The sequence below is a fragment of the Vibrio sp. D431a genome (assembly GCF_030248655.1).
GTDB lineage: Bacteria > Pseudomonadota > Gammaproteobacteria > Enterobacterales > Vibrionaceae > Vibrio > Vibrio alginolyticus.
Window position 1 is genome coordinate 14184 of sequence record NZ_JAHGAP010000007.1, and the last position, 25984, is coordinate 40167.

Genomic DNA, 25984 nt, shown 5'->3' on the forward strand with positions numbered 1-25984 from the left:
GGTGATGAGCTTGCCCCATTTTTGGTAGCATGGTCTACAACAGCTAATTAGAGTAATCATGGATTGAAATGCGATATTTTCCTCTGTTCTTAGATTTAATTAATAAACCCGTTCTCGTCGTGGGTGGCGGTGAGGTGGCAAGCCGAAAGGTGGAAGCGTTGCTAAAGGCTGGGGCGGATGTGACTATCGTTTCTCCGACGTTGGTTGATTTTCTGTCTAAGCTTGCTTCTGAGCATCAACTGCGCTGGGTACAACGTTTCTATTCGAGTGACATTGTCACTAAAAACTTTGTTCAAGTGTGGGCGACGACAGACAATCCTGAGCTAAATCACCAAGTGTACAAAGATGCCAAAGAGCTAGGCATCTTGGTTAACGTTGTGGATGATAAGCCTTATTGTGATTTCATCACGCCGTCTATGATTAATCGTGGCCGCATCCAAATCGCAATCTCTAGTGGTGGAGCTTCGCCAGTTTTAATTCGAAACATCCGTGAAAAACTTGAATCGATACTGCCACAAAACATGGGGTTGATGGCGGACTTTGCTAACTCAAAGCGAAACTCAATTAAAGAGGCGCTGCCTAGTGTCGATTTACGCCGCAAGTTTTGGGAGCAATTCTTCTCGAACCCCGAGGTGGAAAACGCGCGAGATAATCGTGAGTTAGAAGCAATTTACCAAGCGACCATGGCAACGCCTTTAGATGAAAAGGGAAGTTGTACTTGGGTTCATGTTGGGAAAGATGTTGAGATGTTGCCAATAAAAGCCGTACGCTATATGCAACAAGCGGAGCTGGCTCTGTACTCAACTCGATGTGAAGCGAATGTGTTAGAACTAATACGAAGAGATGCAGAAAGAGAAGCTTTCTCGAGCGCTGCTGAGCTTTCGGATATGCTGGCCAAGGCTAAAGCTGAAAAGCTTCGAATTTGCGTGTTCATACCACAAGGAACGAGCGAATTCGTATTGCTGCAAGGACAGGACTTAGTTATCTAGCAATGCCAAATGCTAAAGTGGATACGTAGTTCGTTACACTAAAGCCAATAAAAAACGCCAGCGGATTATGCGCTGGCGTTTTTATTTACTTCTCAGATTGATTAATCACGGAAGTTGTTAAACTGGAATGGGATACCCATCTCTGCTTCACGAATCGCTGCCATTGTCGCTTGCAGGTCGTCGCGTTTCTTACCGGTAACACGTACTTTGTCGCCTTGAATAGAAGCTTGTACTTTTAACTTTGCGTCTTTGATAAGTTTCACTACTTTTTTCGCCGTTGGAGTATCAATACCTTGGCGGAAAAGCAGAGTTTGGTGCCAGTTTTTACCAGTAACGTCTGGGTCTTGTGCATCCATTGCGTTCGCGTCAATGTTACGCTTCGCTAAGTGGCCGCGTAAAATGTCGCGCATTTGCTTAAGTTGGAAGTCACCTTCCGCAGACATTTTTACGTTTTCTTCTACTAGCTCAAAGCTCGCATTTACGTTGCGGAAATCGAAACGAGTAGACAATTCACGGTTAGCATTATCAACGGCGTTACGTAGTTCAACCGTATCGATTTCAGAAACAATATCAAACGATGGCATGAAGATTCCTTGATTATTTTGTTATAGGGACTTTCGGGACTTAACTGCGCTTGCCAGCATATCTAGCATTGTAGCAGTGTCTTCCCAACCTAGGCATGGATCTGTAATAGACTGACCATACGTTAGGTTATTGATGTCAGTCATTGGCTGATTGCCTTCAAGAATAAAGCTTTCTGCCATGATACCCGCAATACGAGTGCTGCCTGACTTAATTTGGTTACAAATGTCTTGAGCTACGTCGATTTGTTTTCTGTGTTGCTTCTGACAGTTTGCATGGCTGAAATCCACAACCAAACGTTGTGGCAATCCAAACTCAGCTAAAGCATCACATGCTTGTTTGACTGATGCTTCATCAAAGTTAGGGCCTTTTTCTCCACCGCGCAGAATAATATGACCGTAAGGGTTGCCACTTGTGCGGTAAACCGTCATTCGACCGTTCTTATCTGGCGAGTAGAAGTAATGCGATGCTTTCGATGCGCGAATTGCATCAATTGCAATTTTTACGTTGCCATTTGTGCCATTTTTGAAACCAACTGGGCAAGATAGTGCCGACGCCATTTCACGGTGAATTTGTGATTCCGTTGTGCGAGCACCAATCGCGCCCCAAGTGATCAAATCCGCGATGTATTGGCCAGTGATCATATCAAGAAACTCAGTAGCAGTCGCAAGACCAAGCTTGTTGATATCCAGTAGTAGTTTACGAGCTTTATGAAGACCAGCTTCAAGTGCGTAAGAACCATCTAGGTTAGGGTCCGTAATCAAACCTTTCCAACCAACTACTGTACGAGGCTTTTCAAAGTAAGTACGCATCACGATAAACAGTTCGTCTTTGTACTTGTCTTGGATTTCACTCAGGCGAGTGGCGTAATCAATGGCAGCTTCAGTGTCGTGAACAGAACACGGACCTACAATCGCAAGAAGGCGATCGTCTTCACCCGATAAAATGTTTTCAATCTGACGACGAGATTGAGCGATACGGTCTGCAACGTCATCCGTAATAGGATGTACACTACCTAGCTCTGCTGGGGTAGGCATTGGACCCAAAGGCTGGGTTCTCAATTCATCTGTTTTTATAGGCATGTTATAGCTTTATTCTCTATTGCGAAGGGGTAAAGATAACGGAATTACAGGCAGGAATAAACCGTTTCACGGGAATCTTCGCCAGGAAATACCGAATTGTATACAAAGGTGTAGGTATTCATTTAAATGACTTATGTATAAATGACAAAACTTGATCATTAAATCAATATATATACATTTGAATTTATAACCATTTTATCTATCTCGCTGTAAGGTAATCTAAGTAACTGCGATAAACTTCATACCTCACGGGTGACGCCGTCACTTCATGAGGGTTAAATAACTCGTGAGATCGAGCTTTTGTTAACATTTCTTTGACATCTATTTCTTTCGTTGATTAACTGGTCTGACTAGATTGGTAAGGAGACCAAAATGTTATCAGCTCTACGTCGTGCGAATTTGTATCTAAATCTGTTTGGCTTTTCGAAAGTGCCGCTGATTTGGCTTTGCCACCCTAAAATCATTGCGATAGATAGCAAGCATGTTGAGGTTCGTATCCCATTGCGCAGAAGAACGAAGAACCACCTGAATAGCATGTATTTCGGCGCTTTAGCCGTTGGCGCTGATGTTGCTGGTGGTTTTCTTGCTATGAGTAAAGCGCAAGAAAAGGGAGAAGCGATCTCGCTAGCATTTAAAGGTGTGAAAGCCGAGTTTTTAAAGCGCCCGGAAGCCGATGTGCACTTTGTTTGTAACGATGGTCATGTCATTGATGAGATGCTCGAGCACACCTTGGCAACGGGTGAACGAGTAAATCGTGACGTAAAAATTGTCGCGCTGTGTCCTAACTTACATGGTGACGAGCCAATGGCTGAATTTTCGCTTACTCTTTCGATAAAAAAAGCAGCCCAACAAAGAAAAGAGGCTGCCTAGTGGTTTGTGGCTCGTTTGTTTAAAGGCGTTGGCTTAATTGAGTTCAATCTTCTCGATAGAGACGATTTTGGAGCGATTTAAGACCACTTTCCAGCGGTAATAAACAGGCTCATCGGTGTGGTTGTCCTCTTTGACAATCACATTGAGCAAATGACGTTTCTCTACTGACTCTTTGGTTACTTGACCTTCATTTAAACGGTAAACTCGGTTTGAGCTTTTATCCATCAAGCGGATGATAGGGCGCAAACTGATGTTCAATGTTTCTCTCGTTTGTTCGTAACCACTCAAGAAAAGAGAGGTCGCCATTTCGGTTTTCTCGTGATAATGAAGAATCTGCTCTTCACGTTGAACGACGCGTTTTTTACGTATTCTTTGAATCTTATCCGGCAAGCTACTTAAGGTACGATAATCGAGCCACTCCAATTTTTTGCCAACCACTTTTTTCGTCGTTGGATCAACGTACTTCTTACGCCATTTTGGTTTGCCTTTACGGATCCATCGCCACATGGCATCGCGTAAATCATCTTTAAAGATTTCTCGTAAAGCGTAAATAAAAGACATCGCGATAATGAATGAGGCAGAAATTTCCCCCAGATAATCGCGAGCGAGAATCACGGTCGAGGTCACGACAACCATCACTAAACCGGTTGCAATACCTTTGATAGCGCGCTTAATGTTGTTACCCATCGATATGGTTTCTTCACGAAGCACGATAGGGTGTTCAATCAATCGCCTTAGCAAGCGCATTTTGTTAGATAGGCGAGTAACGTCTTCAACGACTCTTGATGAGTTGTATTTGTTGAGTTTACGATGGGCTTGCTCTTTCTCACATAGCGTGATCAGACGCTTTTTTATCGTGCCATAGTCGCCTTCACGTGGTAGATGGGCCACCAGTGACAGGAACTTTTGCTCGGTATACCAAGACAGATAGTTATCGATGTTAACGTAGTAGCGTTTTAAGTTCTCTTCATAAGGAATAGAACGCCGCAAGCGCTTTAAGATCTCAAGCGTGAGCTCGATAACTTCGTCCACTTCATCTTCCGTTACGGAGTTGTTCTCATGCTTGTTTAAACTTGCTACCGCTTTGTCTAGCGCGATAACGTATTGGTAAGCGAACAAACTCAAACTTACTCGGTATTGCTGATTCGACAGGCGTCCACGTTTGGCAAGTCGACTGTGTACTAGCGGAAGAAGGATTTCAGTACTGTAATAAGATCGTTGCTGTGTGATTGAGGTGTAATAAAATTCGGATTCACTGATGATATCGGCGTTTAAACCAAGCTCACCAGGTATAAAAAAGTAAATATCTAGGTCGACACTTTTGCTCTTTGCGAGTGCATGACTGATTTTTAATGTTATTGAGTCTTGTTTATCGACGGTGACCAAAGAAAGCTCCTGACTTTGCTAAAGCATTCTTAACTTATGCGTTCCGTTGAGCAGGTAAGTATAAGAGTGCTAAAAGAGTGACTGGGGCATATAGCTGAACGACAACAGCATAACAGAGCACTATGCTTTTCTCTCTGATTTTCTTGTTAGTTTAGGTATAATTCCACGTAAATTTAAAAAGAGACAAAATCAATGATTAAAATTGGTCAAATTAACAGCTTAGAAGTCATTAAAAAGGCTGATTTTGGCGTATTTCTGGATGGCGATGATTACGGTTCTGTTCTACTACCTAGTAAGTATGTACCAGAGGGTACTGAAATTGGTGAGTATGTAGACGTATTTCTGTACTTCGATTCAGAAAGCCAACTTGCTGCGACCATTGAAAGACCAATTGCCCAAGTGGGTGAGTGGGGTTTAATGAAGATTGAGGGTGTGAATGCGACAGGTGCTTTTGTAAATTGGGGCATCAAAGAAAAGGACTTACTGATTCCTTTTAGTGAGCAACGCACTCGCTTCTCTGCCGGACAAACCATTTTAGTGTATGTTTATACCGACAAAGCGTCAGGTCGCATTGTTGGTACGACTAAGTTCAATAAATGGTTAGATAAAACTCCAGCGAATTATGAAGTTAACGAACAAGTTGATTTGATCATCGCAGAGCGTAGTCAACTTGGTTATAAAGCTATCGTTAACGGTAAGCATTGGGGCATGATTTTCCCATCGGATGTTTTTGGTAAGCTTTACATCGGTAAAAAGCTGAAAGGCTTTATTAAGCACATTCGTGAAGATGGCAAAATCGACCTTGCTCTACAAAAAGTAGGTGTGGCGAAAATGGACGATCTTTCTAGTAAGATCCTTGACCTGCTAGAGAAGAAAGGCGGATTTTTGCCTTTGAATGACAAGTCGTCTCCTGAAGCGATTTTTGATGCTTTCCGCACAAGTAAAGGGACTTATAAAAAGACCATCGGTGGCTTATACAAGCAGGGTAAAATTGTCATTGAGAAAGACGGTATTCGTCTAGCGTAGTCCAAACTCACGTATAGCGGATCTACAGCCAAAAAAACGGCCCAAACTTTTCCTTTTTTTTGGGCCTAGGGGAAACGGCTCCGCAGAGCCTGCGCTAAACTTGTCCAACAATAATTTTGTTGGTGAACATAGAGAGAAATGCCACATCAAAGCATTACTTTGATACAACTAGTTTAGTACAGCGTGTCCGGATCGCTAGCGAGCCCACTTGCTTTCATACTTACGAATTAAAAAGCCATCGCAAATACGATGGCTTTTCATTTATTTATGGTTCGTTTTACGTCTTTTAAAATAAGTTCTTATCTCGTACTAATTCGCGAGGGAGACCATTCTTTATTCGGTTGCTTACCCACTTGCCAAGGCCAATAACTGCGCCTTGATAGGTGACAAGCACTTCGCCTTTACCTGTTTTCATTCCCTCAGGAATGGTTTGTGGGCGAACATCACGCCCCATGTACCATTCGCGCGCTTCTTCAATACTGAGTTCAATGGCGTTGCTTTCAGAACCTGTCGCCAGGGCAGTCGCGACTTGGTGTTGCCAACGGTAGCCATTTTTATGTGCTTCCGCGATCTTTATACCCATACGGGAGAAGCGTAATTCGCCGATCATCGCTTCTAAAGCATTAGGGAATAACCAGACATCTTTATCGCGAAGCCATACAGAACTGTCATTTGGAAGTTTAATACCTAACGCGCTTTGGAGTTGTTGAGCAATTTCTGTCGATTCTTTTTTTGAAGTTTTAGCAAAGGGGAATTTCCCCATGCGCTTTTTGACTTCTGGCGCCTCAACAGCAGCCTGTTTGCGAATTCTTGCAACAAAGAACCCTTCACAGTCGTAGACCTGCGGGAAAATATGCAAAAAGCCTTCTTCAGTTAGAGCTGCCTCTGCGTTTTCAAACAAGTTCTCAAGGCTTTCAAACTCTACAGCATCCCCAAAGGTTTCTTTCAAGTGTTGACAAACTTGTTGGTTTTCTTCTGTACTGAGCGTACATGTTGAGTAAACCATCACACCACCGGGCTTTAATGCATGGAAGGCGCTTTCAATAAGATCTTTCTGTGTGTCAGCGATGTCGAGTACGGAAGCTTGCGTCCAGTTTTTCATCGCATCTTCGTCTTTGCGAACGGTGCCTTCTCCAGAGCAAGGCGCGTCGAGCAAAACCGCATCAAATTGTTCTGGTAGCCAACCGCCAAAAACGCGCCCATCGAAGTTACTTAGTGCGGCGTTACGTACTCCACAACGTTCCACATTAGCGTGCAGTACTTTTACACGACTTGCGGCGTATTCATTGGCCACAAGCACACCTTCGTTGTTCATTAAAGCTGCAATTTGAGTGGTTTTTGAGCCTGGAGCGGCTGCGGTATCTAACACGGCATCGTAAGATTCATCATTCATAAACAGAGCAGATACCGGCATCATCGAACTGGCTTCTTGAATGTAGAATAAGCCAGACATGTGTTCTGCTGTGTTGCCTAATGGTACAACTGACTCGTCCGCTTCAATCCAAAAACCTGTGTCACACCAAGGCACGGGAGAAAGCTTCCAGCCTTTTGCTTCTGTTCGTTCTAGAAACGCTTCAACACTGATCTTCAACGTATTAACTCGAATACTTTTGCGTAGTGGCTTTTGGCACGACGCGATAAAGTCTTCCATGTTGAGGTGAGCAGGAAGAATAGTTTGGATTTTTTCCAGAAACGCGTCTGGGATGTAAACATTAGGATGCAATGTGGGATCTCGTTTGCAGAATTTGTGGCAAATAATATACGAAAGCGAAGCAGAAACGAATAGTGACAAGGGCCGAGCAATAAAAAAGAGCAGCGATTGCTGCTCTTTTAAAATGATCAAACTTCAATTGTACGTGAATTGAGCTTTATTCTACGGCTTCGGAATTGCTGTACGCCATTGAGTCCAACCTTCTTCAGCTTGTGGATACAAAAAGAAAGATTGCCCACTCTTTGCCGCTGGTGGAATAGTCGATTGCTCTGGCGTTGAAAACGCAATTCCTCCGCGAACTAAACTATCAAAGGTTCCCGCTTTGATGTTAGCGCCGGTAAGCCCGATGGAAACATCTACTCCTGAAACATTCCAGAACACACTGTTTTGACGAACGAGGTAAGCATATTCAGGCTGTATTTTGATAGTCGTGACGATGCGATCAGCAAATTCTCCTAGGCTTACGTCGGTCACTTGGCCAACTTCCATCTGGCGGTAAAGAATAGGGGTACCGACTTGTACTGAGCCTCTCTGTTCACTTTGTAACGTAAACATGATTCCATGCACGCGTTCTGAACTATTTTCTAATTGAAAATCAAATTTAGCTTTACCTTTACCTGGTTCAACACTGATGGATTTCGACACCAACGCCCCGAGGTTTTTAACGCCACCTAAACCAATTTCTGGTTCAGTTAGCCAAAAATGTGAGCCTTCAACTGCAATGTTTTCTACGTATTCAGGTAGGATCCTTGCAGTGACTTCAACCATGTTACGACGAAAATTCGGTACAACCAGAGTGATTTCACCAACTTTAACACCTTGATATTCAATCGGCATTCCTTTAGCAATCTCTTGCGAACCGTCGGTTTCTAAAGCAATGACGCGCCCAAACTTGCGAGCGGTTTTTTGATCAGAATACAGCTTCCAGTTTTCTCCGATTTTGTTTTCAACGCCTGGTACGGAGTCAAAAGCGATGCCACCTTCGATTAACGACTTCAAAGGGTGCGCTTTCACACTGACGCCAGCTAATGATGCATCTATCTCAATCCCTGAACGATTCCAAAAAACGGTTTGTGGCGTTACAAGATAAGCGAAGCGGTTTTCGATAGTAGCCTTAATTAGTACTCCGCCATCAACTAGTTGGAAATCGGAGACGTTACCAACTGGAAGATTACGATAGAGTAGAGGGCTGCCTTTGGAAATCGGCGGCAATTCAGAAGCAAATAGTGTTAGCGCCCTAGAGCCACTTTGATTGTACTGCGCCAATTCAGCCAATGATTCATTTTGGAACAGTTGATACTCTTTTTGAATATCCTGCTTGCCTTCGCTCACAAAACTAATTGACCCGGTTAACAACTGCTTTGCTGGAGGAACGGTAACGCTGAGCCCCGATTCAGTTAACTCTGCTGATGCACTGCCGGTTACATAAAAACGATTGTTTGATTTGATCAGATGTTTGTATTCATGGTCAATCAATACATCCATAAATACTTCGTGTTGTGATTTTTTATCTTCCTTAACTAGGCCCACTTTGATGATTGAACCAACAACGATGCCTTTATAAAGTACATTGGCACCGCTATCTAGGCCAAACGAATTGTCGGACACCAACCGAATCGCGATAGACTTTTCTTGCTGTTGGTTAAACACGTTTTTACGAATCGCAGTAAAGCGGCGAGAGCGTTCACCCGCGCCCGGCACGATCGTTAAGAAGTTTCCTCGCACTAAATTAGCAATGTTTTCAACACCAGAAAGGGACACCTTTGCTTCTTCTAAGACAAATCGAGTACCTGTCGTCAGCATGTCACTAAAAGCGGGTTGAATTGCCGCTGACGCCAATATCACTTCTCGACCTTCGGAAAGGCTCAAGTCCGTAACTTGGCCAATTTCAATTCCGCGATACATAATTGGAGCGCCTTCTCCGCTGATCTTGCTGTCATCAGGTAGGACGATTTTAACCGCGATGCCTCGACCAGCAGTTTTCAAATCTTTATACAAACGGAACTCGGTGTTCTCTTCTACAGGCTCACCATCATCCGGAGAGTCGACTGCGATGGCGCCACCTAGTAAGGCACTCATGCTTTCTAGTCTTACATCGACACCTTCAAAACCGATGCTGGCACCAATTCCACTGACGTTCCAGAATCGACTGCGGTTGTTAATGATATGTCGGTATTGATCCTGAATGTTGGCTTGAATAGTGATAGATTTTGCATCTTCATCTAGCTGGTAACTGTACACTTCACCGATTGGGATTTTCTTATAAACAATTTGAGAGCCAACCGATACACCACCTAAATCACGGCTTTTGAGCTTAATATTCAAACCTTGAGAAACACGTAAATCTGTTGGGGCAGAGTCTAACGCATGGAATGTTGTCTCAAACTCTTGACCATCTCCGGGTTGAATCGAGATGTAGTTACCTGAGACGAGCGCATCCAGTCCGGAAACTCCCGTTAGGCTAGCTGTTGGTTTTACTAACCAAAAGCGTGTTTTATCGTTCAGTAACTTTGCAGCTTCAGGATAGATATCAGCATCGACATAAATACTGCCGAGATCTTCGGTGAGGTTAATGTCTCTTACCATGCCGACTTCTAATCCTTGGTAACGGATAGTGGTTCGGCCGGCGACAAGACCAGCGGCATCAGAAAAATAGATTTGCACTCGTTGTCCTGCATCGTGTATCGACTTCACTACAAGCCAGCCAGCTAAGACCATGGTCAAAATTGGCAACAGCCAAAGAGGAGATATGCCTTTACTCCGCTTTACATCTGGTACGTATGACGTTTGAGAACTGTTCTGATCACTCATTCATTGACTCTTTTTCTGATTGTTTTGGGCTTGTTTGGTCCCAGATTAGCCTTGGATCAATACTTTCTGCTGCAAGCATGGTCAACACTACGACAACACCAAATGCTACGGCGCCATATCCTGGTGTGAAATCCAGTATCTGACCACGATCGACTAAAGTCATCATGATAGAAATAACAAACAAATCCATCACAGACCATTTACCGATCCATTTAACAACAAAGTAAACCATCATTCGTTGTCTCTTAAACACCGAACGTTTGAATTGGATGCAAAGCATGATGTAGGCGAGCCCAAGTATTTTAATCACCGGGACAACGATACTGGCAACAAAAATGATCGCAGCGATTCCATACATGCCGCTTTTTACCAAACCAGCCACGCCTGAAAAAATAGTGTCCTCCAAACGCTTACCATTGGTAAGCAAGATGGAAATAGGGATCAGGTTAGCAGGGAAGATGGCGACCGTTGCTGCGATGAGGTAAGCCCATGTTTTCTGAATGGAGTTTGGCTTGCGATGATATAACTCGTGATGACAACGCTGGCAATGGTCACCTTCAGGTTGGGACAAGTGGCATTCATGGCAATGCACATCTTTATGCTCAAAAGCATATAAACTTTCTGGCTTCCAAGCTTCCCAATAACGACGGACGCTGATTCTTGAAACTAACAAAACGGTAAATATCTGCAAAAGAACCAGACCAATTAACCCTGGACCGACGAAAATGTCGGAATAATCTTGGAGTTTAAAACAGGAAATGGCGATGCTAACTAAGAACACATCCAACATAACCCAATGCTTCAAATGTTGAATTAGCCACAGTGAGATACGAAGCCCACGGAACCATCGTTGATGTAAAGAAATATGTGCCGTTACCACTGAAACACAAACCGTCAGTGGCGCAAGAGAGCTACAAAATAGAATGAGCAATGAAAGAAGAACAAATCCTTCTTCCATCAATGTGATCATCCCTGAAGGTAGGGTTGCCGGAATCATCACACCAAAGAGTCGGATGCTAATAAAGTTAAAAAAGTGCGATGGAATAAATAGTAGGATGCAGGTTATCGCGACGGCTAGATTACCAGAGAGGCTAGGGCTACCTCCGCGATATAATTGTGTACCACAACGAGGGCAGTGTGCATTTTTGCCATGGGGTAAGTCGACGATGTCGACAGGCAATTCACAACCTTGGCACAGACGTACGTTATTGGGTTGCATGGCGTGCTTAGACAGAGAGGTCATAACGACCTCTCTAGCTTGAACGATTTAAGCGTGGGACTGTATGCCCCCATATAAGGTTTGATATAAGCCTTCTTGCTCAACTAACTCACCATGAGTACCTGTTTGCGTCACTTTCCCATCTTCAAGCACGTAGATCAAATCGGCTTGTTTAACAGCGGATAGTCGGTGCGCAACGATTAATGTTGTTCTACCACGTAAGAACTCGGTCAGTGCTTTGTGTAAAGCCGCTTCAGTAGCGGTATCTAGCGCAGACGTGGCTTCGTCTAAAATAACAAATTGAGGATTACTCAGCACCATTCTAGCAATGGCAAGCCGTTGTCGTTGACCTCCTGACAAACGAATGCCATTACGACCAACTTGAGTATCCAAGCCGTGGTTCAGTTGAGAAATAACATCTTGCAGCTGAGCCACTTCAAGCGCACGCCAAAGTGACATTTCGTCAAAATCCCCACCAAGCGTTAGATTATGCCTCAAGGTGTCGTTAAATAGTATAGGTTGCTGTAATACCACGGCAATTTTGTCGCGAATTACTTCAAAACCAATATCTTCTGTTAATTCATCATTAAAGCGAATGCTACCGGAGTTTTGACGGTAAACCCCAATAAGTAATTGTATCAAGGTTGACTTACCACCGCCGCTTGCGCCAACTAACGCCACTTTCTTTCCTGCCGGCATATGTAAAGAAAGATTATCTAGGACTTTGTTTTCATTATTGTAAGAGAAATTAATGTTTTCTACTTTAACGTCAACTTCTCTACCTTCTTTGAAAGGATTTACCTTAGGAACCGGTCTCTGCTCTTCTTCTAACTCTAATAAGTCGTTGATGCGTTTTAATGCGGCTTTAGCGCTGTACCAAGAAAACTGAATCCCAAGCAACTCTTGAACAGGAGAAAGCATGAACCATAGGTAACCAAAAACGGCAAATATTTGGCCAATAGTAAGGTCACTGAACATGACCATTAACATTGCGACAGCTCTGAATAATTCAAAGCCGATCAAAAAGAGAAGAAAAGAAACGCGACCAGCCGCTTCAGATTGCCAAGCATACTTGTCTGCATCAACGCGAACTTGGTTCGCACTGTCTTTGAGTTGTTGGAGGAATTCTCGCTCTTTATTGGCTGCGCGTAGTTGGTAGATTCCATCTAATGTTTCAACCAAACGGTTTTGGAAAATTTCAAAAGAATGATTTTCCTTCCGTTTCAGATGTTTAACCATACTGCCTAGTTTACGTGAGAAGTAAATGACAATAGGGTTAACTAACAGGATAAACAGACCAAGTCGCCAATCGAGCCAAAGTAGAACGATAGCAGTACCAATAACAGTCAGAAAACTGATAACGAATTTTGCTAACGTAGAACCAATAAATTTATCAATGGTCTCAATGTCAGTGATAAGGTGTGCGTTGATTCCTCCGCTACCTTTGGTTTCGTATTGTCGGATGCTGATACGGCCGAGTTTGTCGATCATTTTACTGCGCATCTCAAACGTGATGGTTTTTGAAACAAGCGTAAATTGTCGGCTTTGAAGGATATTTAATCCTTGGCTCGCAGCTCGCATAAGAACAACCAAGAACAGGGTGAAGAAAATATAGCCTGTCGGAGTGTGCCACGCTTCAGGGAGAATGGCATTCATGGCGTCTAAGCCTTTTGCAGGTTGGTCCAATAAGACCTCATCAACCATCAAAGGCATGAGGAGGGGAATTGGAACACTAATCAAGGTTGCAAGCACCGCTATCAAGTTCGCTATGATCAGCTTGGACTTGTGCTTTTTTACTTGTGTTATCAACCAAGAACGGCTAATAGTGTCATTTTTCAGAAGCATTGTAATTGAGAATAAGTCCTATTATAAAGTAGGGCTGCATTTTAGCGCCATACATTGAGAATGGAAGCTTTTATAGTAAGTAGGAAGTTAATATGAACTTAGAACAATACCAAAGACTAACCAAACAAGCTGTTGCTCTAATTGAGTCTGAACCAGACTTTATTGCGAACCTAGCAAACTTGAGCTCATTGCTTTTCATGGAACTTGACGATCTTAACTGGGCAGGCTTTTACCTAACAAAAGGTGAAGAGCTTGTTCTTGGTCCGTTCCAAGGAAAACCAGCTTGTGTTCGTATCCCAATGGGTCGAGGCGTCTGCGGTACTGCTGCACAAACTAATACTATACAAAGAGTATACGACGTTCACGAATTTGAGGGGCATATTGCGTGCGATGCAGCGAGCAATTCAGAAATTGTGATTCCATTTTCTATTAATGGAAAGGTGGTTGGTGTACTTGATATTGATAGTCCAAGTATTGGCCGATTTAATGAAACAGACGAAGAAGGTCTCACTCATTTCATGGTTGAAGTAGAAAAGCTGCTTAATTCACACGCGAACGACGCATAAATTAGCCTTCGAGTGTGGTTTTTCCTTGGCATGTCACTATAATACGAGAATATTTTTTCTTAATGCTCGCGGAAATCCGCTCAAATCAGGACCCCTCATGACTGAAAAGTTAAAAAACAGCAAAGAAGTTATTGCATATATTGCTGAATGTTTCCCTAAGTGCTTTACTTTAGAAGGTGAAGCAAAACCTCTGAAAATTGGTATTTTTCAAGATCTTGCGGAACGTCTAAATGAAGACGAAAAAGTAAGCAAAACACAGCTTCGTGCAGCGTTAAGACAGTACACTTCATCATGGCGTTACCTACATGGTGTAAAACCAGGTGCAGTACGTGTAGACCTAGATGGCAACCCTTGTGGTGAGCTAGAAGAAGAGCACGTTGAACACGCGAAAGCGACACTTGCAGAAAGCAAGGCGAAAGTTCAGGCTCGTCGTAAAGAACAAGCACAAAAAGCTCGTGAAGAGGGTAAGGCGAAAGCGAAACCTGCGGCTAAAAAGCCTCAACAGCCTCGTCGTACTAATAAACCAAAAGTACAAAAACCAACTAAGCCTGTAGAAACGCGCGCTCTAAATGCTGATGAAATCACAGTAGGTAACGCAGTTAACGTGAACATGGGCAAAGGAAACATGGCAGCGACCATTGTTGAAATCAATAAGGATGATGTACGTGTTCAACTTGCTAACGGCCTACAAATGGTTGTGAAAGCGGAGCACTTGCGCGCATAAAGGAGATACTCCTACGCATGAATTGCCGTTCAAAAGTGACCCTGATTGCTGCTAGCTTATGGCTAGCAGCATCAGCTCAGGCTCTTGAAGCCAAACTACATAAAGATGACCTGCCGGTTCTTTCTCCTGAAGTTCAGCATGAAACAGCTAGCAAACGAGTCACCTCGCGATTTACCCGCTCTCATTATAAGCACTTCAGCCTCAATGATGATTTCTCTAAAGCGATCTTTGAACGCTATGTAGAGTTGCTTGATTACAATAGAAATATTTTCACTCAAGCAGACATCGATTCATTTAAAAATTGGTCAGTCGAGCTTGATGATCAGCTTAAATCGGGCAACAACCAAATTGCTTTTGATGTTTACAACCTCTCAATGCAGAAGCGTTTCGATCGTTTTGCTTATGCGTTAACTCTACTCGATGAAGAGATCAAGTTTGATACCGATGACGAGATAGAGTTAGACCGCTCTGAGGCCGCATGGCCAAAAGACGAAGCAGAGCTCAACGAGTTGTGGCGCAAGCGTGTGAAATATGACGCGTTAAATCTGAAACTGACTGGCAAAGAGTGGCCAGAGATTAAAGAAGTTTTAGAGAAGCGTTATAACAACGCGATGAAGCGCATCACACAGACCAACAATGAAGACGCATTTCAGTTGTATATGAATGCCTTCGCGCGACAGGTTGACCCTCATACAAGCTACCTTTCTCCACGTAATGCCGAGCAATTCCAATCGGAAATGAACCTTTCTCTAGAAGGTATCGGCGCCGTTTTGCAAATGACAGACGATTACACAGTAATTCGTTCACTTGTTGTTGGCGGTCCGGCCTCAAAGAGTAAGCAACTTGGTGAAGGGGACCGAATCACTGGTGTTGGACAAGACGGTGAAGAAATTGTCGACGTGATCGGTTGGCGTCTGGATGATGTTGTTCAGTTAATCAAAGGCCCTAAAGGCACAAAGGTTAATCTACAGATCTTGCCAGAAGGTAACGATGCGAAGAGTTACATTGTCACAATTGTTCGTGACAAAGTTCGCTTAGAAGATCGTGCAGTTAAGTCAGAAATCATCGAAAAAGACGGTAAGAAGATTGGTATTTTAGAAGTACCAAGTTTCTACGTCGGCTTATCGAAAGACACCGATAAATTACTAGCTGAGTTGAAAACCAAAAACGTTGACGGCGTAATCGTTGATCTACGCAACAATGGCGGTGGTGCGCTAACAGAAGCAACGGCATTGACAGGTTTATTCATTAAAGAAGGTCCTGTAGTTCAAGTTCGTGACAGCTATGGCCGCATCAAGGTGAATGCCGATACCGATGGAAAAGTGAGTTATGATGGCCCATTGACGGTATTGATTAACCGCTACAGTGCTTCAGCATCTGAAATTTTTGCAGCGGCAATGCAAGATTATAATCGTGCAATCATCTTAGGTGAAAACTCTTTCGGTAAAGGTACAGTTCAGCAACATCGTTCACTGAATCATATTTATGATCTGTTCGATAAAGAGCTAGGTTATGTTCAGTACACGATTCAGAAATTTTATCGTATTGACGGTGGAAGTACGCAAAATCGTGGTGTTGCACCAGATATTTCGTACCCAACGCCAATTGAGGCTTCTGAAACAGGTGAAAGTGTTGAAGACAATGCTTTACCTTGGGATCAGATTGATAAGGCACAATATCAAACGTTTCCAAGTAACGACGCCTTAGTTGAAAAACTTACTGCTCTTCATAACAAGCGTATTTCTGATGAGATGGAGTTCCGCTTTATCAATGAAGACATCGAGAAATATCGTAAAGAAAAAGACGATAATACTTTGTCTTTGAACGAAAAAGTTCGTAAAGCTGAATCGGATAAAGCGGAAGCCCTTCGATTACAACGCATAAATGAACGTCAAGTTGCTTTGGGTAAAAAAGCATTCAAAACATTGGATGACATACCAAAAGACTACGAGGCTCCTGATGTTTATTTAGATGAGTCTGTCGCGATTATGGTCGATCTACTTAAGCAGGAAAATCAGTCATAATAACTGGCAATTTAGAATAAAAAGAGTGAGTCTTTCAGATTCACTCTTTTTTTATGCCTTTTTGCCTTCCGCTGTCTCGGTATCGAGCAAGATATTCGCTTATTTTCCCCCAATAATTTACGTGATCTACATCTAAAATTTCGCGAAAGTGAGGACTACTGGCTAAGCTAAAAGAAAACGATAAGGATGCCGATATGAAGTGGTTCTTTATTTTACTTAGCTTTTGCTGCTTTAGTGTGTTTGGTGGAGAAAACACCAGAGAAGATGAATTAAGTCACTTTGACACGCCGTTTCTCATCGGAGACTGGTATTTGATGAACCCAAACCCCGAAGAGTCGGCTGAAAACTTTCGTGCGATCAAACTCTCATTAGGTTCTGACTACAGCTTTTCTATTGATATTCAAAAGAAAGACTATTCCGTTGACCATTGGGAAGGGCTGTATAACGCAAATGAAGACACCATCGTTCTTGGTTTAAACACCGACGAGCCTCAAATTTATGCCTATCGCAACAACCATAATACGCTTGATCTTAATGGTGTAACATTCACTAAGGGATTATCCAATTCACTTGCAGGTATTTGGTCTAGCTCTCACGTATCTGGCGACGGTCTAGTGGCCAACAACATTAATCAGATGGATTTGATACTTCAACCTGATTTCGTGTTCATGTTTAGGGTTTCGAACGAAGAAGGGGATGAGTCCATCAAACAAGGTGTGTTTTACACAGAAGATGAGTTTTTGGTTCTGTTGTATGAAAATGGCGAGCATGGAACAACGTATAAGCTCAACAAGAATGAGCTAACGATCGAAGATTCCAATGGTGATATGTACGCCGTACTCAATAGAGTTACGCCATGATGCCTTTAACATGCGCCAAATTACGCGTGCGTACGGTAAGTCATTAATGTTGTTTAAATGTTAATCAAAAAACGGAGCTAGAGCACTAAAAGCTCCGTTTTTTGATGGAAAGACTTGTATTCTGATACCACAACCCCTACAAATAGCTTATATAGTGATACCAGAACTGCATTTTTGATCATGCAGTCTGGTATTTTTGTTGTTCGACATACAAGGATTTATGCTCATGTCTCAAGCTCCCCAGGCCAAATATCGTAAAGATTATAAAGAGCCATCTCATGCGATTACTGATATCGATCTTACTTTTGATCTATATGACAATGACACAATCGTTACGGCGGTATCAAAAGTTGCTCAAAAAGGCGATACAACAACGCTAGAACTCGATGGCGAAGGACTTGAGCTACACGCTGTAAAAGTAAATGGTGAGGATTGGGCTCATCACGAGGTGAAGGAGTCGTCGCTGGTACTGACCGATCTTCCATCCGAGTTTGAACTTGAAATCGTCACCAAAATTGATCCTGAAGCGAATACAGCACTCGAAGGTTTGTACAAATCAGGCGGCGCATTTTGTACTCAGTGTGAGGCTGAGGGCTTCCGCCGTATCACGTACTATCTAGACCGTCCGGATGTTCTAGCAAAATACACAACAAAAGTGATCGCAGATAAAGCGGTTTATCCATATTTGCTGAGCAATGGTAACCGAATTGCAGAAGGCGATGCAGAGAACGGTCGTCACTGGGTTCAATGGCAGGATCCGCATCCAAAACCAGCTTACTTGTTCGCCCTTGTTGCAGGCGACTTTGATGTATTGCGTGACAAATATACAACGATGTCAGGTCGCAGTGTTGATTTAGAAATCTTTGTTGATAAAGGTAACTTAGATCGTGCAGGTCATGCGATGACATCGCTGATCAACTCGATGAAGTGGGATGAGGAACGCTTTGGCCTGGAATACGATCTGGATATTTACATGATCGTTGCTGTTGATTTCTTCAACATGGGTGCAATGGAAAACAAAGGCTTGAACATTTTTAACTCAAAATATGTGCTGGCGAACGATCAAACTGCGACAGATCGTGATTATTTAGGCATCGAAGCTGTGATCGGTCATGAGTACTTCCACAACTGGACTGGCAACCGTGTCACTTGTCGTGACTGGTTCCAACTAAGTCTAAAAGAAGGCTTAACCGTATTCCGTGACCAAGAATTCTCTTCTGACTTAGGCTCTCGTGCTGATAACCGTATTGATAACGTACGTATTATTCGTGGTCCTCAATTTGCGGAAGATGCAAGCCCAATGTCTCACCCGATTCGTCCTGACAAAGTCATTGAGATGAATAACTTCTACACGCTAACGGTGTATGAAAAGGGCAGCGAAGTTATTCGCATGTACCATACACTCCTTGGCGAAGAGGGCTTCCAAAAAGGAATGAAACTTTATTTTGAACGTCACGATGGTACCGCCGCGACGTGTGAAGACTTTGTTTCTGCAATGGAAGATGCCACCGGTGTTGATTTAAAACAGTTCCGTTTGTGGTACAGCCAATCGGGTACACCAACGCTACGCGTAAATAGCGAATACAACGCTGATGCAAAAACTTACGCACTAACGGTAGAGCAATTTACGGAGCCGACGCAAGACCAAGCAGAAAAACAAGCGCTGCATATCCCGTTCGATATCGAGTTGTATGATTCGAAAGGTCAAGTTATCCCATTGATGAGTAACGGTGAATCTGTTCATAACGTGCTGGATATTAAACAAGATAAGCAAACGTTCGTATTTGAAAATGTCGAAGAACAGCCAGTGCCATCTTTGTTGCGTGAATTCTCGGCACCAGTCAAATTAGAATACGATTACAGCGATGACGAGTTAGTCTTCTTGATGAAGCACGCAACGAACGATTTTGCTCGATGGGACGCTAGCCAAATGCTATTGGCTAAATACATTCGTCAGAATGTGAAAAACGTTCAAGCGGGACAAGAAGTATCGCTTTCTGAAGGTGTGATAGATGCTTTCCGCGGTGTGCTGTTGGATGAAACGCTTGAGCCAGCTTTCATTGCTCAAGTTTTCTCTATGCCTTCAATCAATGAGATTACTGGTTGGTACCAGCAAATTGATATCGATGCCGTAGATAAAGTGCTAAACAGCATTACAGTGTCACTTTCTAAGGAATTAGAAGATGAGCTAAGTGCGACTTATCACACGCTTAAGCAAGCAGAGTATACGATCGACCATGCTGCTATTGGCAAGCGTGCTTTACGTAACCGTTGCCTACAGTACCTAGCACATACGGCAAAAGGTAATGATTTAGTCAACGCGCAATACGCATCTGCAAATAACATGACAGATACGATTGCTGCGATGAGTGCTGCAAATAACGCTCAGCTCGAGTGTCGTGAAGCACTTATGGCTGATTACAGCGATAAATGGAAGCACGACGGTTTGGTTATGGATAAGTGGTTTGCACTTCAAGGTAGCAATCCTGCAGAGGATGCTCTTGAAAAAGTAAAAGCAACCATGAACCACGAAGCATTTAGTTTGAAAAATCCGAACCGTACGCGTAGCTTAATTGGCTCGTTCTTAAGTGCGAACCCTGTACGTTTCCATGATAAATCCGGTGTAGGTTACCAGTTTGCCGGTGAAATTCTTCGCCAACTAAATGATTCGAACCCACAAGTAGCTTCTCGAATGATTGATCCTTTGCTTAAGTTCCGTAAATACGATGAAGCTCGCCAAGCAATGATTCGTGCAGAACTTGAAAAGCTCAAAGCAATGGATAATCTTGCTAAAGATCTATTCGAAAAAGTGACTAAAGCACTAGACGAATAGTAAACAACACAATAGGGTGGTCATTTAGACCACCCTATTGTGTTTATGTCACTTAGTTTTCACTTCATGAACTATTACTACTTCAATCTCAACATTTCATATCAAACGTTTTTATCTCATTATTCTGGTGCGGCAAGTGTTGTTCAAGTTGTCACACACAACGGTTTGCGTTTGCAGTTACCCGCCGCGAGATTTAGACCATTTCTTAGTCAATTGGGCGTTAGAGGCCAGTTTAGACTAACAACTGACCAAAATAATAAGTTTCTTAAGTTAGAAACTCTGTGATGTATTGTATTTGCAGAGAGTTAAATAGGAATCTTAGTCACAGAATCGGACATTTCACCTCTTACCACTACGATTAGTTGTTAAACATTTGTAATTATGCTTTTACAATGGGCACATGCATTACCTATGCTTAGTTTCTAAGGTAACAACCTAGCTACTAAGTCCCCCTACAAAACAACAATTCTAATGTGGAGTGTGAATATGACCGCGCGTGAAAATGTAGTGCCGGTTCTGCTTGAAAAGGTTTACCAACTGATTCAAGACAAACTCGAGCTTTCTCACCAAACGCTTGTAACTAAACTTGCTCAACACTTATTCAGTAACATTGCTGATGATGATCTAATTCAGCGAAACGAATCCGACCTTTATGGTGCTGTCGTTAGTCTTTGGCACCATATCAATGAAAAAAAACCAGAAGAGATTTCGGTTCGAGTATTTAACCCGACCGTAAGTCGTCAAGGCTGGCAATCCACACACACAATCGTAGAAATTGTTGTTCCAGATAGTCCATTCTTAGTGGACTCAGTCAAAATGGCTTTAGCGCGTTTGGATCTTGTTTGTCACCTAATGTTGAATAACCCAACACAGATTCAGCGTGATAAAAAAGGCCAAGTTACAGACGTAAACGGTGAGGGTGGTGTTCTTCAATCACTTTTCCACATAGAGGTAGACCGCCTTACTAGTAAAGACGAGATGCAAGCGCTTAAAGAAGAGCTGTTAAGAATTCTATCTGATACTCGCTTAGTCGTTGATGACTGGAAGCAGATGGTTGATAAGCTTAAGTTTGTTACTGATGAACTTGAGAAAAATAAAGATCGTGTTTCTATCCAAACTGATCGTATGGATGAAACGATCGCATTTCTTCGTTGGCTAGAAGATCATAACTTTACCTTTATGGGTTATAAAGATTATGACTTAAAAGAGGTCAATGGTGATACCGAACTTGTTCCTGCTAAAGAAAAAGGACTAGGTCTGTTTGCTGATGACAAGCGCGTGCGTAGCGTCAAGCTCTCTGAATTATCAGATTCAGCGCGATTAGAAGCGAAAAAACCATACGCTCTGATCATCACCAAAGGTAACAAAGCATCTCGTATCCACCGTCCGGCTTATACTGATTACATCGGTATTAAGAAGTTTGATGAAAACGGTAAAGTAATAGGTGAGCATCGCTTTACTGGTTTATATACCTCCGCCGTTTACAACCAAGCGGTACAAAGTATTCCTTTGATCCGCGAAAAAGTTGACCGTATCCTTGAAGCAAGTGGATACCGTCACGGATCATACTCATACAAAGCATTGCACAATATCTTAGAAAACTACCCACGCGACGAGTTGCTTCAAGCTAATGAAGAAGAGCTGCTTGAGGTGGGAATGGGTGTTGTACAAATGCAAGATCGTGACTTGCTGCGTTTGTTTGTTCGTAAAGACCCATTTGGTCGTTTCTTCAGTTGCATGGTTTATGTCACTAAAGATCGTTACAACACAGAATTGCGTCGTCAAACTCAACGCATTCTTAAGCAGTACTTTGGTTGCGAGCAAGAGGTTGAATTTACAACGTACTTCTCAGAAAGCCCACTAGCGAGAACACATTACATTGTTCGTGTAGACAATAACAACATTGACGTAGACGTGAAAAAGATCGAGCAAAATCTAATGGAAGTTTCTACCTCTTGGGATGACAGACTAAAAGAATCCATCATTGCTAACTTTGGTGAAAGTAAAGGCCTTCCTCTTTCAAAAGAATATATGAGTGCGTTCCCTCGCTCATACAAAGAGGACATGATGCCAGGTTCTGCGGTTGCAGATATCGAGCGCTTAGAAGCGTTAAGTGATGATAATAAACTTGGTATGTTGTTCTACCGACCTCAAGAAGAGGGAGCAGATTCCAAAGCTGTCCGCTTAAAGTTATATCATCGCGATGAACCAATTCACCTTTCTGACGTAATGCCGATGTTGGAAAACCTTGGTTTGCGTGTGATTGGCGAATCGCCATATGAGATCGAGAAAAACAACGGTCAGACTTTCTGGATCCTTGACTTCTCTATGCTGCATAAGAGCGAGAAAACCGTTGACCTTCGTGAAGCTCGTGATCGTTTCCAACAAGCATTTGCTGCCATTTGGGCGGGTAATCTTGAAAGTGATGGTTTCAACCGATTGTTATTAGGTGCGTCTTTATCTGGCCGTGAGATTTCCATTCTTCGCGCTTACGCACGATACATGCGCCAAGTCGGCTTCCCATTCAGTCAGCAGTACATCGAAGACACGCTAAGCCACTACCCAGACTTAGCGACAGGTCTAGTCAAGCTGTTCACCAAGCGATTTGATCCGAAACACAAAGGCAGCGAGAAAGGCCAAAACGATCTAATTAAAAAGCTAACAGAGCAGTTGGATCGTGTAGAGAGCTTGGATGATGATCGTATTATTCGTCGTTATATCGAAATGATCATGGCGACGCTTCGTACCAACTACTACCAAGTAGACGAGAATAAGCAGCCTAAGCCTTGGTTATCTTTGAAAATGAAGCCAAGTGATATTCCTGAGATTCCGCAGCCTGTACCTGCATTCGAGATCTTTGTTTACGCACCAGATATTGAAGGTGTTCACCTTCGTGGTGGAAAAGTGGCTCGTGGTGGTTTGCGTTGGTCAGATCGTCAAGAAGACTTCCGTACGGAGATTCTTGGCTTAGTGAAAGCGCAACAGGTTAAGAACACTGTTATCGTACCTGTGGGTGCAAAAGGCGGCTTCGTTTGTAAACGCCAGCCATCTCTCACCACGCGTGATGAAATTTTTGCGGAAGGTCAGCGTTGTTACAAACGCTTTATCCGTGCACTGCTAGATGTGTCAGATAACATCATTGAAGGAGAGGTGGTACCACCACAAAACGTTGTTCGTCACGATGAAGATGACCCATATCTAGTAGTGGCTGCCGATAAAGGCACAGCAACCTTCTCAGATTTGGCAAACTCTGTTTCTGCAGAATACAACTTCTGGCTAGGTGACGCATTCGCTTCAGGTGGTTCAAACGGTTACGATCACAAAGCAATGGGAATCACCGCAAAAGGTGGTTGGGAATCTGTTAAACGTCACTTCCGTGAAATGGGCATCAACTGTCAGACCACTGATTTTACTGCAATCGGTGTAGGTGATATGGCAGGTGACGTGTTCGGTAACGGTATGCTGTTATCGAAGCATATTCGATTGCAAGCTGCGTTTAACCACATGCACATCTTTATTGATCCAAATCCAGATTCAGCCAGCAGCTGGGAAGAGCGTAACCGCTTGTTTAATTTGCCAAGATCAAGCTGGGAAGATTACAACAAAGACTTGATCTCTCAAGGTGGTGGCATCTTCTCTCGTCGATCAAAATCGATCCAGTTGACGCCAGAAATTCAGAAAATGTTAGGTACGAAGAAAGCATCTTTAGCGCCTAACGATCTGATAAAGATGATCTTGAAAATGAAAGTCGATCTGCTTTGGAATGGTGGTATCGGCACTTACGTTAAATCATCGACGGAAACTCATACAGATGTTGGTGACCGTGCTAACGACATGCTGCGCATTGACGGCCGTGACTTAAGAGCCAAAGTGGTTGGCGAAGGTGGTAACTTGGGTATGACTCAGCTTGGTCGTATCGAATACGCACTAACTGGCGGTCGAGTGAACACGGACTTCGTTGATAACGTAGGTGGCGTTGACTGTTCGGATAATGAAGTCAACATCAAGATCTTCCTCAATGGACTGGTTTCAAATGGCGATCTTACGGTTAAGCAACGTAACCAAATTCTAGAGTCTATGGAAGACGAAGTGGGTGAAATTGTCTTGGATGATGCTTACCGTCAGTCGGAGTCGATCTCTGTTACTGAACAGCAAGGTGTTGGCATTGTTAAGGAGCAAATTCGATTCATCCACACTATGGAGAAAGCAGGGTACTTGGACCGTGCTCTCGAATACATTCCTGATGATGAAACGCTAATCGAGCGTGAAAAACAGGGACTAGGCCTGACTCGCCCTGAGCTATCAGTGTTAGTTGCCTACGGTAAAATGGTACTTAAACAGCAACTTGTTACGGATGAAATCGCAAATGATGAATTCCATGCAAAACAACTTGTTGAATATTTCCCAAGTGCGTTACGACGTAACTATAAAGATCAAATGGTTAATCACCCACTGCGAGCTGAAATTATAGCTACAGCATTGGCTAACCAGATGGTTAATGAAATGGGCTGTAACTTCGTTACTCGTTTGCAAGAAGAAACTGGTGCAAGTGTTGTCGATATTGCCAATGCTTACAGTGCGGCTAGAGAAATCTTTGATTTAGAAGCAATCCTCAAGCAAACTCGCAAACTTGATAACGTTGCGACAGCGCAAGCTCAATACGAAATTATGTTTTACGTGCGCCGAGCACTGCGTCGAATTGCACGCTGGTTGCTTCGTAACCGTAGCGGCAAATGCACGGTCGGTGAGTTGATTGCTATCTACAAGCAAGATGTCAATGTTATCACTGAAACCCTAGACACTATGTTAGTTGAGTCTGAAGTTGAAGAACACAATGACTTGGCTCAAGGTTGGATAGAGAAAGGGGTTGAAGAGAAACTCGCTCACCAAGTTGCCCGCTTATCAAGCTTACAATCTGCACTGGATATTTCATCAGTGGCAAGTGAAACAGGTAAAACGGTTGAGCAAGCATCGAAACTCTACTTTAACTTGGGTGACCGTTTATCGTTGCATTGGTTCTTGAAGCAAATTAATAGCCAAGCCGTTGATAACAACTGGCAAGCACTTGCAAGAGCGGCATTCCGTGAAGATCTGGACTGGCAACAACGTCAACTTACCGCTCAGGTACTGACTTGTGGCTGCTCAACCGAAGAGCTTGATGTGATGGCTGCGTTAGAAGATTGGATTGAAACTAACGAGCAATCGTTGCACCGCTGGGAGAGTATCTTAAACGAGTTCAAAGTTGGCTCAGTACACGAATTTGCTAAGTTCTCTGTAGCACTTCGAGAGCTAGTACTTTTAAACCTCAACTGCTCATCGAAAGAGTAGTGGAATAATCAAGTCATAAGTAAAAGCCTCGTTATTTAACGGGGCTTTTTATTATCTATTATTCACATTTGGAACGAAAATAGTTACATTGTCACATTGAGTTGAAATTAAAACAGAGTGAAATCGAT

The 25984-nt window shown here is 43.1% G+C and carries 17 protein-coding genes; 10 read left to right on the top strand and 7 right to left on the bottom strand.

Annotation, left to right across the window (positions count from 1 at the left end; all coding sequences use genetic code 11):
- The first annotated feature begins 68 nt into the window (after positions 1 to 68).
- Entirely contained in the window at positions 69 to 989 is a 921-nt protein-coding gene (locus KJB35_RS05140) for a bifunctional precorrin-2 dehydrogenase/sirohydrochlorin ferrochelatase (RefSeq protein WP_005377406.1), read from the top strand.
- A 101-nt stretch (positions 990 to 1090) separates the two neighbouring features.
- Here KJB35_RS05140 and KJB35_RS05145 read toward each other — a convergent pair whose 3' ends face one another.
- Both KJB35_RS05145 and KJB35_RS05150 read right to left on the bottom strand, forming a co-directional pair.
- The gene (locus KJB35_RS05145) at positions 1091 to 1573 is read right to left on the bottom strand and encodes a YajQ family cyclic di-GMP-binding protein (RefSeq protein ID WP_005377415.1); all 483 of its coding nucleotides are present in this window, start codon (positions 1571 to 1573) and stop codon (positions 1091 to 1093) included.
- A gap of 21 nt (positions 1574 to 1594) precedes the next feature.
- Entirely contained in the window at positions 1595 to 2653 is a 1059-nt protein-coding gene (locus KJB35_RS05150) for a 3-deoxy-7-phosphoheptulonate synthase (protein WP_005390197.1), read from the bottom strand.
- Positions 2654 to 3025: 372 nt separating this feature from the next.
- Here KJB35_RS05150 and KJB35_RS05155 point away from each other — a divergent pair, with 372 nt between their 5' ends.
- Complete coding sequence (locus KJB35_RS05155; protein ID WP_005377418.1) at positions 3026 to 3523, top strand: DUF4442 domain-containing protein; 498 nt, start codon at positions 3026 to 3028, stop codon at positions 3521 to 3523.
- Between the two features lie 33 nt (positions 3524 to 3556).
- On the opposite strand, the gene KJB35_RS05160 is transcribed toward KJB35_RS05155, so the two are convergent.
- A complete protein-coding gene (locus tag KJB35_RS05160) occupies positions 3557 to 4909 on the bottom strand; it encodes a hypothetical protein (RefSeq protein WP_005377421.1) in 1353 nt (450 codons plus the stop codon).
- 192 nt (positions 4910 to 5101) lie between these two features.
- Here KJB35_RS05160 and KJB35_RS05165 point away from each other — a divergent pair, with 192 nt between their 5' ends.
- Positions 5102 to 5935, top strand: coding sequence for a S1 RNA-binding domain-containing protein (locus tag KJB35_RS05165; RefSeq protein ID WP_054576876.1), 834 nt, complete (start codon positions 5102 to 5104; stop codon positions 5933 to 5935).
- A gap of 286 nt (positions 5936 to 6221) precedes the next feature.
- Here KJB35_RS05165 and rsmF read toward each other — a convergent pair whose 3' ends face one another.
- The 4 genes from rsmF to KJB35_RS05185 form a co-directional block, all read right to left on the bottom strand.
- Entirely contained in the window at positions 6222 to 7658 is a 1437-nt protein-coding gene (gene rsmF / locus KJB35_RS05170; protein ID WP_170890642.1) for a 16S rRNA (cytosine(1407)-C(5))-methyltransferase RsmF, read from the bottom strand.
- Between the two features lie 150 nt (positions 7659 to 7808).
- Complete coding sequence (locus tag KJB35_RS05175) at positions 7809 to 10457, bottom strand: MlaD family protein (RefSeq protein ID WP_017634276.1); 2649 nt, start codon at positions 10455 to 10457, stop codon at positions 7809 to 7811.
- Positions 10450 to 11700 carry a paraquat-inducible protein A gene (locus KJB35_RS05180; RefSeq protein ID WP_005377429.1) on the bottom strand — a complete coding sequence of 417 codons (1251 nt, stop codon included), beginning with the start codon at positions 11698 to 11700 and terminating at the stop codon, positions 10450 to 10452. The genes KJB35_RS05175 and KJB35_RS05180 overlap by 8 nt, the downstream gene beginning before the upstream one ends.
- Positions 11701 to 11724: 24 nt before the next feature.
- On the bottom strand, positions 11725 to 13521 hold the full coding sequence (locus KJB35_RS05185) for an ABC transporter ATP-binding protein (protein WP_021033889.1): 1797 nt from the start codon (positions 13519 to 13521) through the stop codon (positions 11725 to 11727).
- Between the two features lie 92 nt (positions 13522 to 13613).
- Here KJB35_RS05185 and KJB35_RS05190 point away from each other — a divergent pair, with 92 nt between their 5' ends.
- The 7 genes from KJB35_RS05190 (at position 13614) to KJB35_RS05220 (ending at position 25856) form a co-directional block, all read left to right on the top strand.
- The gene (locus KJB35_RS05190) at positions 13614 to 14087 is read left to right on the top strand and encodes a GAF domain-containing protein (protein WP_005377433.1); all 474 of its coding nucleotides are present in this window, start codon (positions 13614 to 13616) and stop codon (positions 14085 to 14087) included.
- A gap of 97 nt (positions 14088 to 14184) precedes the next feature.
- Positions 14185 to 14811, top strand: coding sequence for an RNA chaperone ProQ (gene proQ / locus KJB35_RS05195; protein WP_005377435.1), 627 nt, complete (start codon positions 14185 to 14187; stop codon positions 14809 to 14811).
- Between the two features lie 17 nt (positions 14812 to 14828).
- Positions 14829 to 16835, top strand: a complete 2007-nt coding sequence (prc, locus tag KJB35_RS05200; RefSeq protein WP_017634279.1) for a carboxy terminal-processing peptidase — start codon at positions 14829 to 14831, stop codon at positions 16833 to 16835.
- Positions 16836 to 17029: 194 nt separating this feature from the next.
- Positions 17030 to 17695, top strand: a complete 666-nt coding sequence (locus tag KJB35_RS05205) for a hypothetical protein (RefSeq protein WP_005377438.1) — start codon at positions 17030 to 17032, stop codon at positions 17693 to 17695.
- 226 nt (positions 17696 to 17921) lie between these two features.
- Complete coding sequence (pepN, locus tag KJB35_RS05210) at positions 17922 to 20528, top strand: aminopeptidase N (protein WP_064353942.1); 2607 nt, start codon at positions 17922 to 17924, stop codon at positions 20526 to 20528.
- 66 nt (positions 20529 to 20594) lie between these two features.
- Positions 20595 to 20813 carry a DUF2835 domain-containing protein gene (locus KJB35_RS05215; protein WP_005377440.1) on the top strand — a complete coding sequence of 73 codons (219 nt, stop codon included), beginning with the start codon at positions 20595 to 20597 and terminating at the stop codon, positions 20811 to 20813.
- Between the two features lie 201 nt (positions 20814 to 21014).
- Positions 21015 to 25856, top strand: coding sequence for an NAD-glutamate dehydrogenase (locus KJB35_RS05220; protein WP_062730584.1), 4842 nt, complete (start codon positions 21015 to 21017; stop codon positions 25854 to 25856).
- Positions 25857 to 25984 lie beyond the last annotated feature (128 nt).

Excerpts from the sequence above, each read along its gene's own strand:
- KJB35_RS05220 (WP_062730584.1), top strand. The coding sequence starts at position 21,015 with ATGACCGCGCGTGAAAATGTAGTGCCGGTTCTGCTTGAAAAGGTTTAC.
- KJB35_RS05155 (WP_005377418.1), top strand. The coding sequence starts at position 3,026 with ATGTTATCAGCTCTACGTCGTGCGAATTTGTATCTAAATCTGTTTGGC.
- KJB35_RS05165 (WP_054576876.1), top strand. The coding sequence starts at position 5,102 with ATGATTAAAATTGGTCAAATTAACAGCTTAGAAGTCATTAAAAAGGCT.
- KJB35_RS05145 (WP_005377415.1), bottom strand. The coding sequence starts at position 1,573 with ATGCCATCGTTTGATATTGTTTCTGAAATCGATACGGTTGAACTACGT.
- KJB35_RS05205 (WP_005377438.1), top strand. The coding sequence starts at position 17,030 with ATGAAGTGGTTCTTTATTTTACTTAGCTTTTGCTGCTTTAGTGTGTTT.
- KJB35_RS05190 (WP_005377433.1), top strand. The coding sequence starts at position 13,614 with ATGAACTTAGAACAATACCAAAGACTAACCAAACAAGCTGTTGCTCTA.
- KJB35_RS05150 (WP_005390197.1), bottom strand. The coding sequence starts at position 2,653 with ATGCCTATAAAAACAGATGAATTGAGAACCCAGCCTTTGGGTCCAATG.
- KJB35_RS05185 (WP_021033889.1), bottom strand. The coding sequence starts at position 13,521 with ATGCTTCTGAAAAATGACACTATTAGCCGTTCTTGGTTGATAACACAA.
- pepN (WP_064353942.1), top strand. The coding sequence starts at position 17,922 with ATGTCTCAAGCTCCCCAGGCCAAATATCGTAAAGATTATAAAGAGCCA.
- KJB35_RS05180 (WP_005377429.1), bottom strand. The coding sequence starts at position 11,700 with ATGACCTCTCTGTCTAAGCACGCCATGCAACCCAATAACGTACGTCTG.
- KJB35_RS05175 (WP_017634276.1), bottom strand. The coding sequence starts at position 10,457 with ATGAGTGATCAGAACAGTTCTCAAACGTCATACGTACCAGATGTAAAG.
- KJB35_RS05215 (WP_005377440.1), top strand. The coding sequence starts at position 20,595 with ATGAACTATTACTACTTCAATCTCAACATTTCATATCAAACGTTTTTA.
- proQ (WP_005377435.1), top strand. The coding sequence starts at position 14,185 with ATGACTGAAAAGTTAAAAAACAGCAAAGAAGTTATTGCATATATTGCT.
- prc (WP_017634279.1), top strand. The coding sequence starts at position 14,829 with ATGAATTGCCGTTCAAAAGTGACCCTGATTGCTGCTAGCTTATGGCTA.
- KJB35_RS05140 (WP_005377406.1), top strand. The coding sequence starts at position 69 with ATGCGATATTTTCCTCTGTTCTTAGATTTAATTAATAAACCCGTTCTC.